At 44.6% G+C, this 17,343-nt stretch carries 18 protein-coding genes; 12 read left to right on the forward strand and 6 right to left on the reverse strand.

The window, feature by feature from the left end; genetic code table 11:
• The first annotated feature begins 77 nt into the window (after nucleotides 1-77).
• Both GJS45_RS01410 and GJS45_RS01415 read left to right on the forward strand, forming a co-directional pair.
• Nucleotides 78-2,777: a DUF7133 domain-containing protein gene (locus tag GJS45_RS01410; protein WP_162339659.1), complete on the forward strand. Its 2,700-nt coding sequence runs from the start codon at nucleotides 78-80 to the stop codon at nucleotides 2,775-2,777.
• A complete protein-coding gene (locus GJS45_RS01415; RefSeq protein ID WP_235954533.1) occupies nucleotides 2,767-3,639 on the forward strand; it encodes a polysaccharide deacetylase family protein in 873 nt (290 codons plus the stop codon). Before GJS45_RS01410 ends, GJS45_RS01415 begins: the two co-directional genes overlap by 11 nt.
• On the opposite strand, the gene GJS45_RS01420 is transcribed toward GJS45_RS01415, so the two are convergent.
• On the reverse strand, nucleotides 3,636-4,184 hold the full coding sequence (locus GJS45_RS01420) for a protein N-terminal glutamine amidohydrolase (RefSeq protein ID WP_162339660.1): 549 nt from the start codon (nucleotides 4,182-4,184) through the stop codon (nucleotides 3,636-3,638). The two genes, GJS45_RS01415 and GJS45_RS01420, sit on opposite strands and share 4 nt — an antisense overlap.
• A 443-nt stretch (nucleotides 4,185-4,627) precedes the next feature.
• Here GJS45_RS01420 and GJS45_RS01425 point away from each other — a divergent pair, with 443 nt between their 5' ends.
• Both GJS45_RS01425 and GJS45_RS01430 read left to right on the forward strand, forming a co-directional pair.
• Complete coding sequence (locus GJS45_RS01425) at nucleotides 4,628-5,026, forward strand: hypothetical protein (protein WP_235954534.1); 399 nt, start codon at nucleotides 4,628-4,630, stop codon at nucleotides 5,024-5,026.
• Nucleotides 5,016-5,873, forward strand: coding sequence for an SDR family oxidoreductase (locus GJS45_RS01430; RefSeq protein ID WP_162339661.1), 858 nt, complete (start codon nucleotides 5,016-5,018; stop codon nucleotides 5,871-5,873). Before GJS45_RS01425 ends, GJS45_RS01430 begins: the two co-directional genes overlap by 11 nt.
• A 2-nt stretch (nucleotides 5,874-5,875) precedes the next feature.
• Here the strand turns inward: GJS45_RS01430 and GJS45_RS01435 are convergent, their stop codons facing one another.
• Complete coding sequence (locus GJS45_RS01435; RefSeq protein ID WP_162339662.1) at nucleotides 5,876-6,670, reverse strand: SDR family NAD(P)-dependent oxidoreductase; 795 nt, start codon at nucleotides 6,668-6,670, stop codon at nucleotides 5,876-5,878.
• A 149-nt stretch (nucleotides 6,671-6,819) separates the two neighbouring features.
• Between GJS45_RS01435 and GJS45_RS01440 the strand changes: the two genes are divergently transcribed.
• The 4 genes from GJS45_RS01440 (at nucleotide 6,820) to GJS45_RS01455 (ending at nucleotide 9,872) form a co-directional block, all read left to right on the forward strand.
• The gene (locus GJS45_RS01440; protein ID WP_162339663.1) at nucleotides 6,820-7,296 is read left to right on the forward strand and encodes a YehS family protein; all 477 of its coding nucleotides are present in this window, start codon (nucleotides 6,820-6,822) and stop codon (nucleotides 7,294-7,296) included.
• Between the two features lie 358 nt (nucleotides 7,297-7,654).
• Nucleotides 7,655-8,680 carry a sugar kinase gene (locus GJS45_RS01445; protein WP_162339664.1) on the forward strand — a complete coding sequence of 342 codons (1,026 nt, stop codon included), beginning with the start codon at nucleotides 7,655-7,657 and terminating at the stop codon, nucleotides 8,678-8,680.
• A 15-nt stretch (nucleotides 8,681-8,695) separates the two neighbouring features.
• Nucleotides 8,696-9,148: a YhcH/YjgK/YiaL family protein gene (locus GJS45_RS01450; RefSeq protein ID WP_162339665.1), complete on the forward strand. Its 453-nt coding sequence runs from the start codon at nucleotides 8,696-8,698 to the stop codon at nucleotides 9,146-9,148.
• 61 nt (nucleotides 9,149-9,209) lie between these two features.
• Nucleotides 9,210-9,872, forward strand: coding sequence for a bifunctional 4-hydroxy-2-oxoglutarate aldolase/2-dehydro-3-deoxy-phosphogluconate aldolase (locus GJS45_RS01455; RefSeq protein WP_162339666.1), 663 nt, complete (start codon nucleotides 9,210-9,212; stop codon nucleotides 9,870-9,872).
• A gap of 65 nt (nucleotides 9,873-9,937) precedes the next feature.
• Here GJS45_RS01455 and GJS45_RS01460 read toward each other — a convergent pair whose 3' ends face one another.
• A complete protein-coding gene (locus GJS45_RS01460; protein WP_162339667.1) occupies nucleotides 9,938-10,384 on the reverse strand; it encodes a DUF4440 domain-containing protein in 447 nt (148 codons plus the stop codon).
• A 182-nt stretch (nucleotides 10,385-10,566) separates the two neighbouring features.
• Here GJS45_RS01460 and GJS45_RS01465 point away from each other — a divergent pair, with 182 nt between their 5' ends.
• Nucleotides 10,567-11,298 carry a class I SAM-dependent methyltransferase gene (locus GJS45_RS01465; RefSeq protein ID WP_235954535.1) on the forward strand — a complete coding sequence of 244 codons (732 nt, stop codon included), beginning with the start codon at nucleotides 10,567-10,569 and terminating at the stop codon, nucleotides 11,296-11,298.
• A gap of 1 nt (nucleotide 11,299) precedes the next feature.
• Here the strand turns inward: GJS45_RS01465 and GJS45_RS01470 are convergent, their stop codons facing one another.
• Entirely contained in the window at nucleotides 11,300-11,821 is a 522-nt protein-coding gene (locus tag GJS45_RS01470) for an acyl-CoA thioesterase (protein ID WP_235954536.1), read from the reverse strand.
• 381 nt (nucleotides 11,822-12,202) lie between these two features.
• Here GJS45_RS01470 and GJS45_RS01475 point away from each other — a divergent pair, with 381 nt between their 5' ends.
• On the forward strand, nucleotides 12,203-13,747 hold the full coding sequence (locus GJS45_RS01475; RefSeq protein WP_162339668.1) for a SulP family inorganic anion transporter: 1,545 nt from the start codon (nucleotides 12,203-12,205) through the stop codon (nucleotides 13,745-13,747).
• 49 nt (nucleotides 13,748-13,796) lie between these two features.
• Here the strand turns inward: GJS45_RS01475 and GJS45_RS24020 are convergent, their stop codons facing one another.
• Complete coding sequence (locus tag GJS45_RS24020) at nucleotides 13,797-14,471, reverse strand: DUF6629 family protein (RefSeq protein WP_394366561.1); 675 nt, start codon at nucleotides 14,469-14,471, stop codon at nucleotides 13,797-13,799.
• A gap of 303 nt (nucleotides 14,472-14,774) precedes the next feature.
• Here GJS45_RS24020 and GJS45_RS01480 point away from each other — a divergent pair, with 303 nt between their 5' ends.
• A complete protein-coding gene (locus tag GJS45_RS01480; protein ID WP_162339669.1) occupies nucleotides 14,775-15,365 on the forward strand; it encodes a Uma2 family endonuclease in 591 nt (196 codons plus the stop codon).
• A gap of 7 nt (nucleotides 15,366-15,372) precedes the next feature.
• Here the strand turns inward: GJS45_RS01480 and GJS45_RS01485 are convergent, their stop codons facing one another.
• Complete coding sequence (locus GJS45_RS01485; protein WP_162339670.1) at nucleotides 15,373-16,011, reverse strand: hypothetical protein; 639 nt, start codon at nucleotides 16,009-16,011, stop codon at nucleotides 15,373-15,375.
• 75 nt (nucleotides 16,012-16,086) lie between these two features.
• Here GJS45_RS01485 and GJS45_RS01490 point away from each other — a divergent pair, with 75 nt between their 5' ends.
• Nucleotides 16,087-17,334, forward strand: a complete 1,248-nt coding sequence (locus GJS45_RS01490) for a GDSL-type esterase/lipase family protein (RefSeq protein WP_162339671.1) — start codon at nucleotides 16,087-16,089, stop codon at nucleotides 17,332-17,334.
• Nucleotides 17,335-17,343 lie beyond the last annotated feature (9 nt).

Consider the following 17,343-nt stretch of genomic DNA (forward strand, 5'->3'; position numbering starts at 1 on the left):
CTTGCTTTTCGTTCCCAGCTGGTTTACCAGGGATCGAATCGCTTGAAAATAGCATTGAACAAAACCATTACTCATACATGATTGGCAAATACCTGAATTATTTTTCCCTGCTTTTTCTATTTGCTGCCTGCCAGCAGCAGGAATTGCAAAAACCAGTTTTTGACATCTCACCTGAAGGGCTCCTAGACCCAAAAAGAACGGAAGCTCCCTATCCACAGATAGAAATCCCTGAGGGGATAGATATGGAGTCCCCCCGCTGGAAGGGCATTGACTTGACTCCCGCGGCACCGGTCATCCCCTTGTCAGCGCTGGACGAACAAAAAACCTTTCGCCTACAACCCGGTTTCCACATGGAACCGATTTTGGCTGAACCCCATATACAGGAACCGGCAGCCATTCAATTTGATGGCAATGGGAGAATGTATGTGTTGGAGCTCCGAACCTACATGCAGGACATAGATGCTACGGGAGAATTGATGCCGGCAGGCCGTATTTCCCGCTGGGAGGATACCGATGATGATGGCATCTACGAAACGGGGGTTGTCTTTTTGGATAGCCTCGTATTTCCACGCTTTGTGGTTCCATTTGGACCCAATACCATTTTGTCCATGGAATCCAATGAGGATCACGTCTACAAATACACGGATACCAATAATGACGGCAAGGCCGATACCAAGGAACTTTTTGCCACCGGCCTGGGTCGTTCCGGCAATGTGGAACACCAGACCAGCTTTCTGACCTGGACCATGGACAATTGGATGTACAGCACCTACAATTCGCGACGCATCCGCTGGACACCGGACGGAGTCATTCAGGAACCCACTGGCAATCCCTATGGACAATGGGGCGTCACCCAAGATAATTACGGACAAGTCTGGTTTCAGGACGGTGCCGGAGGGGTGCCCCAAAACTTTAACTTTCCCATTGTGTATGGCAATTTCAGGGTGGAAGGGCAGTTTCAGGAGGGCTTCCGCGAGCCGTTTAGCCTGGTCGCATTGGCGGATTTTGAACCAGGCATGCGGGAGACAAAGCCCGACGGCTCATTAAACAACGTCACCGGAGCCGCAGGAAATGATGTGTTCCGTGGTGACCGGCTTCCTGAAGCGTTGGTCAACCAATATTTTTATGGAGAACCCGTTGCCCGTATCGTACGGCAGGTCCGGTCCGACAAGTCAGAAGGATTGACCTACATTCAAAACCCTTACCGGGATCAGGAAACAGAGTTTATTCAATCTACAGACCCCTTATTCCGGCCGGTAGACATGGCAACAGCACCCGACGGCACCATGTATATCGTAGACATGTACCGGGGCATCATTCAGGAAGGTAATTGGACCCAGGAAGGAAGCTACCTGCGCACAAAAATTCAGCAATACCAGATGGACGACATTATAGGCAATGGCCGTATCTGGAGGCTGACCCATGAAGACCACCCCCGAAGTACTGAAAAACCTCGCATGTTTGAGGAATCAGCCAGTGAACTGGTGCAGCACCTAAGCCATCCCAATGGTTGGTGGCGAGACAAGGCCCAGCAACTGCTGATCCTGCGACAGGATCGCTCGGTGGTGCCGGAGCTGGAAGATATGGCCCGGAACCATGCGCATGAATTGGCCCGCATACATGCCTTTTGGACCTTGGAAGGATTGGGATCTTTAAAAGCCGGTTTGGTCCGGGAATGGATGCAGGATGCCAACCCGAATTTACAGATTCAGGCGTTGCGGGCAGGTGAAAGCCTGTATAAGTTTGGAGACAAAAGTTTGGAGGCCGACTACAATGAAATGATGGATCATCCGGATCCTCAGGTAGCGGTGCAGGCCTTGCTAAGTGCCTATGTGCTCGATTTCGAAGAGGTGGAAAAGCGGATGCAAGAAGCATTGGCCAACAAGCAGGTAAAAGGAGTTCAAACCGTAGCACAGCAGGCCTTGGATAAAATGGCTGCTGCCAGGGAAAGAGCCGCCACACAATATACCGCTGAAGAAAGGGTTCTTTTTGACGAAGGAAAATCCATTTTTGACAGTTATTGCGCCACCTGCCATGGGGTAAAAGGATTGGGAACGCCTACCGGGGGAGCCGGTGGTGAACTCATTGCTCCCGGCTTTTCGGGATCCCCACGCATACAGGGCCACCCCGAATATGCCGTTAAAACCCTGTTACACGGGCTAACCGGTGCCATTGAAGGAAAAGAATACGAGGGAGTGATGATTGCCATGGGCGAAAACACGGACGAGTGGATCGCATCGGTAGTCTCCTACGTCCGCAATGATTTTGGCAATCAGGGAAGTTTTATCAGTCCGGAATACGTAGCACAAATCAGGGAAGCCACCCGGGATCGGGATAGCAATTATTCCCATGATGCGTTGGTAGCGGAAGTGCCCAAGCAACTGTTTCCGCAGGACAACTGGAAGGTAAGCGCCAGCAGCACCTCCTTGCAGGGAGTGGGTTCTACCCGGGATCCGGGATATGCTTTTGGCTTCAAGGGCTGGAAAACAGAAGAGGAACAAAAGCCGGGTATGTGGTTTCAGGTAGTGCTTCCCCAACCTCAAAACCTGGCGGAAATCCAGTTTGATTCCGGAGAAGAGCAATTTCCAGGTAGCTATGCCGTAGAAGTATCAGCTGAGGGCAATGAATGGAGCGAAGTGGCTACCGGTACCGGAGAAAAAGGAGTTAATAGTATTCGCTGGGATGATAATACTCCAGTATCTCAGGTTCGACTGGTCCTCAAGGAGACAGGGGATCAGCGCTGGGCCATGAAGAACCTCCGATTATATGCGCGATAAAAAGGGGTTAGGCAGAAAGACCATGCTATTCAGCAACCCAATCCGGAAGCTATGGCCTGTGACAATAATATGGGCCTACCGGATTTGTCTGATCAGCTTGGCCTGGTTTACTCCGGGTTTAACCGAGGCGCAAATCCTTAAAAAACCCATTCCAGATAAAACGGTAGTATTGACTTTTGACGATGCACCCGCCAGCCATTATTCCCATGTGGCACCCCTATTGAAGGAAAAAGGCTTTGGTGCTACCTTTTTCGTCTGCGAATTTCCGCCCAACCATGCAGACAGCAGCAAGTACATGAACTGGCGCCAGATGCAGGCCCTGGACCGGATGGGATTTGAAGTCGCCAATCATACCCATACCAATGCAGGGGTAGGAAAACTTCCCAAGGAAGAAATCCGACAACAAATGGAATACATTGAAGAAAAAATGGATTCCCTGGATATGGAGCCGCCTATCAGTTTCGCCTATCCCGGGTACAGTATGAGTGAAACGGTGTTGGCGGTACTAAGAGAGAAGAACTACCGAATTGCACGGGCCGGGGGAAGCCGTGTTTACGACCCCTTAGCCGATCACCCCTACCTCCTACCCAGCTGGGCTACAGATGATACGAATGAAGCAATGATTTTCGATGCGTTGAGAAAAGCCAAAGATGGAAAGGTAGTCATTTTAACCATTCATGGAGTTCCTGACCTGGAACATCCCTGGGTAAACACCTCACCGGAACGATTTGCCCGGTACCTGGACTTTCTGAGTATGGAGGGATACCAGGTTCTTTCCTTAAAGGACCTGGAAGCGTACATTGATTTTAAAGCAGCCTTTCGACTCCTGGAAGCAGATCTTCATAAACCTCTAAGAAATTAAGCGGGATTGAATGTGGCGTTTAATTCCTCCATCCCAATGACGTTTTGAGGACTCGATTGACTGAAATCAGTAATTTCCTTCATGGTTAGACCAGGAGAATGTTCCTGTTCAATTTTTGGCCAAACGGGAGGTGTAAAAATCCAATTACCACTAGCATCCCTCATATGACTCCTGTCCGATGAGAAGGTATGGCTAAAAACAGTAGCCGGGAAAAGTTTAAAAAAAGGTTGGTTTTTAGAATTCAGAACATCCGATCCAAAGGTGAGGCTAAGATAGGTTTTTAGCGAAATCGGAAATTCCAGACTGGAGTCAAAATCATAGATAGACCAGATATCCCGATCCAAAGCCAGAAGTACCACATGATAATCCCAGCATACAGGACCGGTCTCAGGCATGGATTTTTGATGCCAGAAAGAGCAATTCTTACTCTCGTTGGAAATGATCAGTACCTTTTTTTCCAGCGCTTTTAAATCGGGATGTTGACACAAATGCCAAATGTTTTCCTCACAATAATTTTTAGTATACTTATACACCTGCTTTGCCATATGGTTTATTATTTTCCAAGGGTCAAAACAACTTGAAAAATTCGGTTAATTACAACTAATAAAGGGTTCAACTAAAAGTCGGAGCTTTCCAAGTAATGGTTTCAACCTGGAAGCAAAAGAGCGGATTACCGCTCCCGAGCCGCTTTATTACAAGCAGACGCTTATTTAGGTTCCCTAAAAGTGGATTTATCTCTTTTCCTGAAAAATAAGTGCTTCGAATTAAAGAAATGGTAAACCCCTTGACAAATTTATTACAGAGCACGTTTCTCCCCTGGTATTACCTAGATAGGCGGCACTTCCAGGTCCAAGGATGCTATTTGCGGGAAAAAAGGTTTCTCAAAAACGGATTTCTGATTATCGGATGGGCCATAACTGAGTGCAAGCTTATCCAAAACAATAAAAAAATAGTAACTTTATACTATCTTGAAATCTCCATAAAGATTATGAAAGCACTATTAATTACCCTTTCCTTCCTTTTCTTCGCAGTATTATCTTTTGGACAAACTCCCGAGCCTAAAACCGAATCGGACAGTCTGATGATTACCATCTTTATGAAACACCACCAGGATAAGAATATTGAAGAATTGAAAGAGATTCGCAATAAAAACGGATTTTTGGAACATTTCCCACCCCCTTCCGCCAAAGTAGTCAATTGGTACGTATTGATGGGCATTGGGCAGGTAGTTACCGTTAAAATTCCAGCCAGTGAATTGCGAAACTTAAATATAGCCGTAGAAAAAAGTGTTTGGGGGGCATTTTCCACTGAATTTTACCCAACTTACGATCTGCACCCACATATTTTGGAAGAAAAGAATAAGTTGAAATCACCAGATGAAGAATAAAACCTGCTTGGTCACAGGAGCCAATACCGGAATTGGACTAGCGACAGCAAAAGCCCTTTGCAGGAACGGTGCGCGGGTGATAATTGCCAGTCGCAGCAAGGAAAAGGCAAGGGGAACCATAGAGGAAATTCGGGAAGAATTCCCCCATGCGGACCTGGATTATGCCCTGGCCGATTTGAGTTCGCAAAAGCAAATCCGTGAGATGGCTGCCATCCTAAGAAAGACCTATTCCAACCTGGATGTGCTGATCAATAATGCTGGAGCCTGGTTTTCTGAATTCGGCCTTACCGAAGATGGTATTGAACGACAATGGGCTATTAACCACCTGGCCCCTTTTCTGCTGACCCAACAACTTCTGCCCCTGCTGTCACAGGCAGCGGATCCCCGTATTATTACGGTAAGTTCGGATTCCCACTTTCACGGAAAAATTCACTTCGAGGATGTAAACCTCCGCCAAAACTATCATGGCTTACGCGCCTATGCCCAATCAAAGCTGGCAAATGTCTTGTTTACCCGGGAATTTGAACGGCGAAAAACGGTACCAAAACTGAGCTCCTATGCGGTTCAGCCAGGACTGGTAAAAACCGATATCGGACTTAAGCATACGCTGAGTCTGCATGGGCTTGCCTGGAAAATACGTAGGCTTGGGGGCAAATCTCCCGAAAAAGGAGCAGAAACCTCGGTTTATCTGGCCAGTTCAGAAGAAGTAAGGGGAATTTCAGGTGGGTATTGGGACAAATGCAAGCAAAAAAAACCCTCTAAAAATGCGACTTCAAGCAGCGATGCAGCCTGCTTATGGGAGGTAAGCAAGGAAATGTGCGGTATTGACACCTATTTTAACGGCTAGCATCAATGCGTGCTGTATACACGAAACAGCCGTTCCAACAGGTTCATTTTTAGGGAGGTGGGCATCAGTTTCATCATTCGAACAAGCACCTGATTCACCCTTCCGGGAACAATAACCGCTTTTCCTTGTAAAAGCCCTTCCAGTCCTGATTTGGCCACTTGTTCGGAACTGGCCATTATCCATTTTGCCCGGTTACCATGCGCATCCGCACGCCTCAGCGCATCCGGATTGGTCAATACCGGACCGGGGCAAACCACGGTCACCGAGACGGGACCTTTTTTTAGTTCTTCCCTTAATGCCAGGGAAAAGGCATAAACAAAGTTTTTTGTGCCAGTATAAACGGCCTTGTAGGGTAAGGGCAGGGTCGCCTCCATGCTGCTCATGTTCAAAATATACGAATGGGATTCCTTTTGCAATAAGGGTAAAAAATAATGACACATGAGTACCATCGCCTTATTATTTAGATCCATGATTTGCAGGTATTTTTCCAGCGCAATGTTTTCAAACCTTCCTCCTGCCCCCATGCCGGCATTGTTAATCAGCATTTGAATGGACAACTTCTTATCCAGACAAAACTGATAGAGGCTTTCTACACCGCCATTCTGGGTTAAATCCAAAGGGAAAATCAATACGGTCACCGAAAAGGAGCTTTCAAGTTCCCGTTTGACTTCCTCTAGTTGGGCATCCGGTAGGGCTACCAATAGGAGATTCATCCCTTTCGCTGCACATTCAAAGGAAAAAGCCTTTCCAATCCCCATACTGGCACCGGTAATGATGGTAAACGTGTGCTGCTTCATCTCGTGAAAGTATATAATTTGTTTGGTTTTTAACCGGAATAGGGTTTTGAACCCAGCGAAACTAAATTTTCATCGGGCATTCAGGCAAACGTAGCAATTGACAGCTCCTGTTGCGATTCATTTACCCAAATTTCTTACCTTTATGGCCCATGCAAAATAACGATATTTTACGAAGCCTTCGGTATACCTTTGATTTTGGAGACGATCAGATGATGCGGATATTTGGGATGGGAGGCCTGGAAGCAACCCGTGCGGAGGTCAGCGATTGGCTTAAAAAAGACGATGATGAAGCCTTTAACCCGCTAAGCGATTTCAAATTAGCCGCTTTTTTGAATGGCTTAATCATTTACAAAAGAGGAAAGAAGGAAGGTCCCCAGCCCCTACCGGAAAATAGGCTTACGAATAACCTGATCCTTCGGAAACTGAAAATTGCCCTGGAACTGAAAGATGGGGATCTATTGCAGGTACTAGAGCTCGCCGGAAGAACGATCAGCAAGCACGAATTGAGTGCCTTTTTCAGAAAACCGGAGCAAAAGCAATACCGGCTTTGCAAGGACCAGATTATGCGAAATTTTCTTCAGGGATTGCAACAACAGTACCGGAATCCTGCCAATGAAAACGAATAGGGTGATCATTCCAAAGCATATTTTTAAAGATGGCAGTAGGCTGCTTCTAATTCAGCATCGATTTTTTTAAAATCTTCACATATTATCCTTTTGCTGCGTTACGCTAGTCTTTCAAACCAGGTACGGACATTGAAAAGCAGCTGTGGTGGTTTCCCCAATCATCCTTATTTATCCGTAAATTCCTATACCGTTGATAGCGAATCAAATACTTCTCCGGCTAGGCATTATATTTGGTTTTTCGAAAATAAAGCAGTAGTCTTGTCTTGAAAAGGGCATTTGTAACATCTTTGCTTTCGAAAAGCCCTTCCAACATTTTCTATGCATTTGTTCAATTCATCATTAAACTCATAAAATCATCATGTCCAAAAAAGTCGTCACTCTCGGAGAAGTAATGCTTCGCCTATCTACACCTGACTTCAAGCGATTTGTACAGTCAGATACGTTTGATATTACCTATGGCGGAGGAGAAGCCAATGTAGCGGGAGCACTTTGCAACTACGGTTTGGAGGGAACTTTTGTGACCAAGGTTCCAGACAACCCAATTGGCCAATCTGCCATCAATCATTTGAGAAGGTACGGGGTAGATACCCAATTCATTGCCAAAGGCGGAAAAAGACTTGGTATTTATTTTTTGGAAACCGGTGCCTCCATGCGTGCCTCTCAGGTAGTCTATGATCGTGCAGATGCATCTATTGCCGAAGCAGAGATAGCGGATTTTGACTTTGATAAAATTTTCGATGGAGCGGTTTGGTTTCATACCACGGGTATCACCCCGGCCCTAAGCGACAAAGCGGCAGCCTTAACAGAAGCAGCCCTAAAAGCAGCCAAAGCCAAAGGAGTGACCACCAGCATTGACCTAAACTACCGCAAGAAATTGTGGAGCAAGGAAAAAGCCAAGGAAGTAATGACAAGGCTCTGCCAGTACGTAGATGTTTGTATCGGTAACGAAGAAGATGCCGAAACTACGCTTGGTTTTAAAAGCAATGAAACGGACGTGACCAAAGGTGAGCTGAACCTGGACGGATACAAGGATGTATTCAAGCAAATGAAGGAGAAATTTGGCTTTCAATACATTGCGTCTACCCTCAGGGAAAGTTACAGTGCTTCAGACAACGGCTGGAGTGCCCTGGTATATGATGGGAACGAGTTTTACCACTCCAAGAAGTACGATGTACGGATCGTGGATCGTGTAGGAGGCGGAGATTCTTTCGCTAGCGGTTTTATTTATGGCTTGGTTGAAAAAATGGCCATGAACGATGCCTGCGAATTTGCGGTAGCTGCATCTGCTCTGAAGCATACCATACCAGGTGATATGAACCACGCCACGCTTGCTGAAGTCAAGGTTTTGATGGGTGGAGATGCCAGCGGAAGGGTTCAACGTTAATAACCAATCCAAATCATGATACTTGACACCCTTGCCAATAGTAAAAAGTACCAGGCTGTACATCCCCTGTTTGAAAAGGCATTTGCTTTCATTGCGGATCAGGACTTGTCTGCGATGGCAGACGGTAAGTACGAAATTGATGGAGACAAGCTGGTAGCAGCTGTTTTCACCAAACCCGGCAAAACAAGGGAGGAGGCCAATGAAAAATTTGAATGCCATGACAAGCACATCGACATTCAGGTGTGTATCAGCGGCAAAGAATCCATTGGCTGGAAACCCCGAGAAAAGTGCCGGCAGGTAAAAGGAGACTACAACCCTGAAAAGGACGTTTCTTTTTACGTAGATGTGCCCGAAATGTACGTTGGCATGGGGCCGGATGAGTTTGTCATCCTTTTTCCGGAAGATGTACACTCCCCACTCATTGGCGAAGGAGAGATAAAAAAAATGGTGATTAAAGTTAAAATCTGATTGGGGTACCTGGGCAATAGCCAGTTTTACAGGTATTCCGGAATAATTTACCCAAACCATTATGAACAAAAAAGAATCAATTCTAAAAAAAATACCGGAGCAAGCGCTCCTTCCCCTGTATTTCGATAAAGACGAAACGGTAAGCCTGGAGGTGTTAAAAGCCCTTTACAAAGCTGGGATTCGTATGGTGGAGTACACCAATCGCGGCGAGGCAGCGCTGGCCAATTTCAAGAAAATGGTTGCGCTGCGGGACAGTGAAATGAAGGACCTTCTTTTGGGGATTGGTACCATAAAAAACAAGGAAATGGCCTCAACCTACATAGCGGCCGGAGCCGATTTTATCATTTGCCCGGGGCTGGTAGAGGAAGTTGCTGAAGTAGCCGACCAACACGAAATGTTGTGGATTCCCGGGTGCATGACCCCTTCTGAGATCATCAAGGCAGAAAATATGGGAGCCAAAATGATCAAACTATTTCCCGGTGATATGCTGGGTCCCGGGTTTATGGGAGCCATCAAATCATTGTTTCCCAATTTGATGTTTATGCCTACCGGAGGGGTTTCCCTGGATAAAGATAACATCAAAGCCTGGTTTGATGCAGGCGTTTGCGCTGTGGGTATGGGAAGTAAATTGGTAAGCAAGACCTTGCTACAGGAAAAAAACTATTCCAAAATTCAGGAAACCGCCGTGAAGGCTCTCGCCGTCGTAAAAGAAGTAAAAGGCTGATTCAAATCAAGATTCAGCTGCTAGACCAGCATTCCTCTTATACAAAGAAAGGATGCTGGTTTTTTTTAGTTTCCGGAGGGCAACATGTTCCGAATAGCAGCAATTTTCCAATGGTTTCCTTTCTTTACGGCGACAAAGGTACTCCACATTTTCCGTTCGGAACCATCCTCATTTTTAATCGTATATCGGGCATCCGCCAGCCCCACATTTTCATCCATATACCGAACCCTTTCTACTTTCAGAATGCGGTCCCCGGGATTTGCCTGGGAACTACCGCTCATTCCCTGGATAGCGGCCACTTTTCCATACCGCCACTCACCGGAAGAAACCAATTGATCCATATCTTCGGTAATAATATCTTTTAGCAGCACCGTGTCTATCCGATCCCTGGCATCCGCATACTGCGCTACCAGTTGGATAATGGCTTTTCCATCTTCAATCGTTTGTGCCTCCAGTGAAACGGAAAGCAACAGCAGCATTAGAAGACTTCCTATCATCTGTTTCCCGTACATAGTCCATCTTGTTTTTCTTAAATATAATAAATTTTGCCTGACTTGCTATTCAATAACCTACCGGATTTAATCTTTCCGTTTTTTTTAAAAAGCAACGGGGACATTGACTGCCGTTTATAAAACTTGAACTAAAGTCAAAGCCAGTCTTTCTCCTGGTTCAGACCTAAACAAAATTTTATTCATTGCGTTTTAGAATCATGGTCTATAAAATCGTATTTATTGCCTTCCTGTGGTTTCAACTATTGGCAACCTGCTATCCTGCATTGGGGCAGGATTCCACGTATACCTATGACACTCCCAGCAGGGATGGATCGGGAAAATGGTACATGGGCCGTGAAATATCCCAAATCATGGGTTTTCATGGCATGGCCTGGCTGGAAAGACCGGGAAGATCCGAAGAAGAGAATACGGAATTGGCTATTGAAAACCTACCACTGACTCCCAATAGTGTAGTAGCAGACATTGGTGCTGGTTCAGGCTTTTACACCTTTCGTATCGCAGAAAAAGTACCCGATGGAAAAGTGTATGCGGTGGAAATCCAGAAAGAAGCGATTGACTACCTCCAAAATAAGGCCGATAAGCTCCATATGGATCAGGTTATTCCCGTCTATGGAACAGAGAAGTCTCCGAACTTACCGGATAGCAGCCTGGATTTGATCCTAATGGTGGATGTATACCACGAACTGGCATTCCCTCAGGAAATGCTTCAAAACATGCGAAAAGCACTTAAGTCAGACGGCAAGCTCGTGTTGATTGAATACCGGGGAGAGGACCCTAAAGTCGCCATCAAGCCCTTGCATAAAATGACCGTGAAACAGGTAAGAAAAGAACTCTCCGCTAACGGTTTTGAACTGGTGAAAAATGGTCAGTTTTTAAATATTCAGCATTTCCTGGTTTTTGGCAAAGCGCGGTAAGTCATTTTTTCAATTCAAGGGCCACCTCACACCGCTGACCCTCTAATAAGGAGGAAATAGCTTCCTGATCCCATGTTTGTTTGATTTTCCGCAACATGGTATCGTACTCTTTTTTATAGCTCTTTCTTTTGATAGCTTCGACAAATCTCCGAACATCCGTTCGGGTTTCGAGAAGCAAGGGAGGCACCGGTGTGGGCTTATCGTCCTCCCCCTTTGCCACCATGGTAAAATAGCAGGTATTGGTATGTTTTACCACGCCGGTTTTTACATTCTCGGAGATGACCTTGATGCCAATGATCATGGAACTATTGCCAACATGATTAACCGATGCTTTAAGTGAAACCAACTCCCCTACTTCTACCGGCTGGAGAAAGTCAACCGTATCTACCGAAACCGTGACACAATAGGCTCCGGAATGCTTACTAGCGGCAGCATAGGCTACTTTGTCCATAAGCGAAAGCAAAATGCCTCCATGTATTTTTCCTCCGAAATTTGCATACGAGGGGATCATTAACTCGGTCATGGTGACCCGGGAAAAATTAGCTGGCTTTGCAGGCGGGAGAACAGTCATTTAAATGGATAGGTATACATCAACATAAATCGTAAACGATTTCAAAGATAGGCAAGATTTTTACAAATTTATACGAAGGAAAGGTAGAGCCCCATGCCTAACGCATAAGAACCAGGTTTTGCCTACCAAAATCATTACCGCTCAGATTACCTGAAATGCCCCGGACCTGATTGTGACGATTCTTCCGACCGGTAATAGCAAAAAGGAATGGTAATATAAATCTGTCTATTTAAACACTCAAAAAGCAGTTTTTTTTGGTTTCAAATCTATTTGTTATTTTTAAATTGTCGTTTATACCAAATTGACTAATTTGAATAACCCAAAAAAGCTGAAATGTTTAAGGACTTAAATCGTGATTTACCGGCCAGTATCGTTGTATTTTTTGTAGCCCTACCCCTATGTCTGGGCATAGCACTGGCCTCTGGAGCCCCACTTTTTTCAGGAATTATTGCAGGAATTATCGGAGGGATAGTAGTTGGAATAGCCAGTGGTTCTCCCTTGGGAGTTAGTGGCCCTGCAGCAGGACTGGCAGTCATCGTTTTTAATGCTGTCGAAGAATTGGGGGGTAATTGGGAATTTTTCCTGGTTTCTGTAGTCATCGGAGGGATCATACAACTTATATTGGGATTTGCCAAAGCAGGTTTTATTGCCTATTTCTTTCCCTCATCCGTCATTAAAGGGATGTTGACCGGGATTGGTTTGTTGATCATTTTGAAACAAATTCCTCATGCGTTGGGATGGGATAAAGATGTATTGGGAGATTTTGCATTTTCTCAGATCGATGGCGAAAATACTTTTACTGAAATCGTAAAAGCCTTTCAAAACATCACGCCAGGCGCATTGTTAATCACGGCGATATCCATTGCCATTTTGATTCTTTGGGAAATGGTATTAACTAAAAAACATAAACTATTTCAGCTTTTACAGGGGCCCGTTGTGGTGGTATTGGTTGGCATATTGATGCACTATCTTTACCAAAGCGGTATTTTGAATTTTTCTTTGAATAGCACTCAAGTGGTGAATATCCCTGTCCCTGAAAGTACAGTCGATTTTTTTGGTCAATTTACCTTTCCTGATTTTTCCGCACTGGCCATGCCGGAAATATGGAGAATAGGCGTGGTAATAGCTGTTGTAGCCAGTTTGGAAACGCTTTTATGCGTAGAAGCAACAGACAAATTGGACCCACATAAAAGGGTTACTCCAACCAACAGAGAGCTAAAAGCACAGGGTCTGGGCAATACCCTTTCCGGTCTGGTTGGGGGATTACCCATTACGCAGGTCATTGTCAGAAGTTCTGCCAATATTGCATTCGGGGGAAAAACAAAAATGTCGGCCATCATACATGGTTTCTTCTTGCTAATCAGTGCCATTACGATTGCCAATGTCTTGAACATGATTCCTTTGGCCAGCTTGGCTGCCATATTGTTTTTAGTTGGGTATAAATTGGCAAAGCCTTCTTTATTCAAGCAAATGTATTCATTGGGAAGAGAGCAGTTTGTTCCTTTTTTTGTAACGGTAGTGGCCATATTGCTAACGGACCTATTGCAAGGAATTGCAGCAGGCCTGATAGTTGGGGGGTTCTTTTCGCTGTATCATAGCTACCGAAATTCTCACCATATGAAAGAAGAGATTTCAGATGAAAAGGGGGTTAAGGTGTATCATTTGATTCTTGCCGAAGAGGTTTCCTTTTTTAATAAAGCAAGTGTCATCAAGGAATTAGACAGAATCCCTCCCGGGTCAAAGGTAGTTATTGACTGCACAAAATCGGTTGCCATTTCTTATGACGTAATAGAGGCGATTAAAAACTTTGAGGTAAGTGCAAAAATGAAAGATATTACCGTAGAAAAAATCAATTTTAAGGATCCTGTAACCAATTAATTTTACGGACAAATACTCATTTTCCTGGTTAAGGTTATGGTTTCAATTCTTAATTTACATGTTGCAAGCAATTGGAGGAAATTGTTTCCTTATGGATTCTCGAAATAATTCCAAAAACCATCATACTTAACAAAGCTGCAAAAAAACACCAAATGGAAACTAAATGATCTGAAAAGAAAATAATAGTGACCATAAAGGATACAAGTACTGCAAACCCCAGAAACCTTACGCCCTTCCTCCCTGCTATAAGGGGGCTTGCTGCAATGGGGAGAAAATAAAATACACCGCTCCATTTTTCCAAAAATACTGGAAAATCCAGTGTGTATTTAATGTGTCCGGAGTGAATTTCAGCAGAAAAATCAAAGGCAATCATACCATATAAAAAATAACAGGAAACAGATATTCCCATAAGCAAAAGGACGGAAAGTAATTTTCGCCGCATGGGGTTTTCTTCAAGAAATAAAATTGAAAGTGGAACCCAAAATGGCCACAATAGCTGAGAAAATCCCAAAAAAATCAACGTTGGCAAATACCTCCAATTTGAATGTTCGGGTTCTCCCAATCCAATCCATAGCATCCCCTCAGAAAACTGTTGAAGTGCAAACAGTAATGGAATAACTGAAAAGGGCAAATATCGGGGATTTTGGGTTTTCTTTATGGTGGCTATACCAATCGTTCCCAAAACAATACTTGCCCCAAAACTTGCTTCCGCTGAAAAACACATATGCTGTCCTTTTTATTAAATGGTGAGTTGCGCTAAGAAAAATCCTAAAATGCAAAGTGAATTTTTTATGAAGATCAAAAAATAGATGGGTTAAAAGGAAATGAATATTTTAATTCCTGTATGCTTGATTTTAAAGATTCGTTTATCTCGGATTTTCCGGAACCATGAACTCTCTGATCCATCTATTGTATCTAATGGATGGGTATTGTTTTCCAAGGTATTTCTTTTATTCAGGATAATTCAAAATATTTCTAAAAATTAAATGCGATTTTCTTATTTTAATAACCTAAAAGAAAAGCTGTCATGCCAAAAGCAGAAGAACCCGATTTTGCCTATCAAAACCATTCCTATGCAGATTACCTGAATTGGGATCTGGATGAAATGGTAGAGCTGATAAAAGGTCGGATATTTAAAATGTCCCCCGGCCCCAACAGGCTCCATCAAAAGGTATCCGGACACCTTTTTAATGCTTTTTTCAATTACCTCAAAAACAAGCCCTGTGAGACCTATGCTGCGCCATTTGATGTGCGATTGCCCAGGCATTCCAAAAAAAATGAAGCGATATATACGGTAGTCCAACCCGATATTTGTGTCATTTGCGATCCGGTTAAGCTGGACAATGCCGGATGTGTTGGCGCCCCGGATTTGATCGTAGAGATCCTTTCTCCTGGAAACAATCGAAAAGAACTGTTAAACAAATACGAAGTTTACGAGGAATCTGGTGTAAAGGAATATTGGATCATTCATCCAATTGAACAAACGATTTTGATTTATTCCCTTATCAATGGAAAATTTCATCCCTCCCGACTTTTTACTTCAGGAGATCTGGTGGTATCCAATGTGATCAAGGGATTTCAATTGCACCTCGAATCGTTTTTTAAGGCGATGGAATGACGCATTCCTAGTTCTTTGCCCTCAATTCATAAATGTAATAACACTGGTAGTCCTTTTCTGCCTCATGTAGTTCCGCCTGATCGGCATAATGCAGGTACCGGTTATCACCAAGTCCTAATTTAAGCAAGCCGGGTTTATCCCAGGGAACCGGTTGGCCCATTTGCCTGCCTTTCCTAATGGGGTAATAGTAGGTTTTTCTACTTGCCATAACGGCAGCAAGCTCTTCCCGACTAAGTCCTGCCCTGTTTTGTTCCGGATCTATACCCGTCTTGTATTCAACAATAAATGAATCGCCCTGACCGGCCATATGGGTAAAGCTTCCACCCAGGGAGATGTCTTTTCCAAAAGCACTTCTTCCCGCTTCTTCCATGGGCAGGCGGGAAAGCTGATCCGGTAGCTGCCTATCCAGTCTAATCTTGTTGACCAGCGACAAATTTTCGTCAAACTGAAAAAGGATGGAATCTGCAGGAAGGATTAGGGACACTACTTCCGAAAGCCTATCAGAAAAAAACACGGGTTTATCCTTTCGGGGAAAAAAATAACCCTGTTTGAAAATGCTACTATCGTCTATTTTCCCCCCTTTCACCACAGCTCCGTTTGCCGGATTGACCAAATGAAAATAATTCAGGGTATCGAAATAGTCCATGGGATATTTGTCCAACCAACCCTGTCCCTGGAGTAATGAACCAGTAATGGAATAATTGATAATTTTCAGTTGAAAATGACGCTTCCTTTTTATATTGTAGGCCAAATTCAATGGCTTCAGGCCAAGACCTTATTTAAACCCATGTACCGAATTACTACTTTTCTATTCCTGCTAACAGCTTTCAGTTCCTCCGGATTTTCCCAACCAACATTCGACCCTAAAGATGGCGATCGGATTATTTATCTGGGCAATGCGCTGATGGAGAACGAGCAACACCATGGATTTTTGGAGTACCTGATTACCAGCAATCATCCGGAAAAGCACCTCTCCTTTCGAAACCTGGGCTGGTCCGGGGATACCGTTTTTGGCGATGCCAGAAGTTATTATACCAATCCTCCGGGTCCCTTTGATCTGTTGATCAGCCAACTAAAAGCTGCCCGGGCAGATTGGGCCTTTCTGGCCTATGGAAGCATTGAGGCGCAAAGTGGCTCAGTTGGACTTGGCAAGTTTGAACAGGGATTAAATCGCTTGCTGGACTCACTGGATGCCATGGGTACCAAAGTTCTGATGATTTCTACCATCCCCCAATACATGGCTGAAGATTCAGAGTTAACGAATCAGAACGCTGCCAACCTGAAAACCTACAACCAAGGCATGGCCGATATTGCAGCGAGCAGAAACCTGACCTTTCTGGATGCCTTTGAAGCCTTTCAAAAACAAAACCAAGCGGATCTTTGGGAGCCCAATGGGGTTCACCTGAACTCGGAGGGCTATCTGTTATTCGCCCAAACACTGGGAGAAAAAATGGGACTGCCGCACGCAGAACCTACTGAAATCCTGATAGACATCAGGGAAAATTCCCTCAGTTCCCCGAACCCTGGGAAACTTTTGAGTGCTGACTCCGGTTCAGGCGAACTGGAATTTATTCAAACTAATAATGGCCTACCCCAACTTGTCTCTCAGGATTCCTTTAAAGGTCCGAAAATCCGTATCCAAGGCTTGAAAAAAGGCTATTATCAGCTTTTTATGGATGGGCAGCTGCTGGCGGTAGCCGATCACCGTACCTGGAACGAGGGATTTTTAATAGATCTTTCCCCGGCTGGAAAACAATTGCTCGATCAGATACGCGAAAAAGACAAAATTTATTTTCAACAATACCGGCCACAAAACAGAACCTATATCCTGGGTTTTCGCTCCTACGAGCAAGGCAGGCATAAAGCAGGACTGGAATCCCTTGATGCCTTGGTTTTTTGGTTGGATGGAAAAATAAACCGCGCCAAATATCCGAAAGAGCTGCATTTCACCTTGGAGCCCTTGCCCTGAAAAAGCGGC

The organism is Cyclobacterium salsum (genome assembly GCF_010119245.1).
Classification (GTDB): domain Bacteria; phylum Bacteroidota; class Bacteroidia; order Cytophagales; family Cyclobacteriaceae; genus Cyclobacterium; species Cyclobacterium salsum.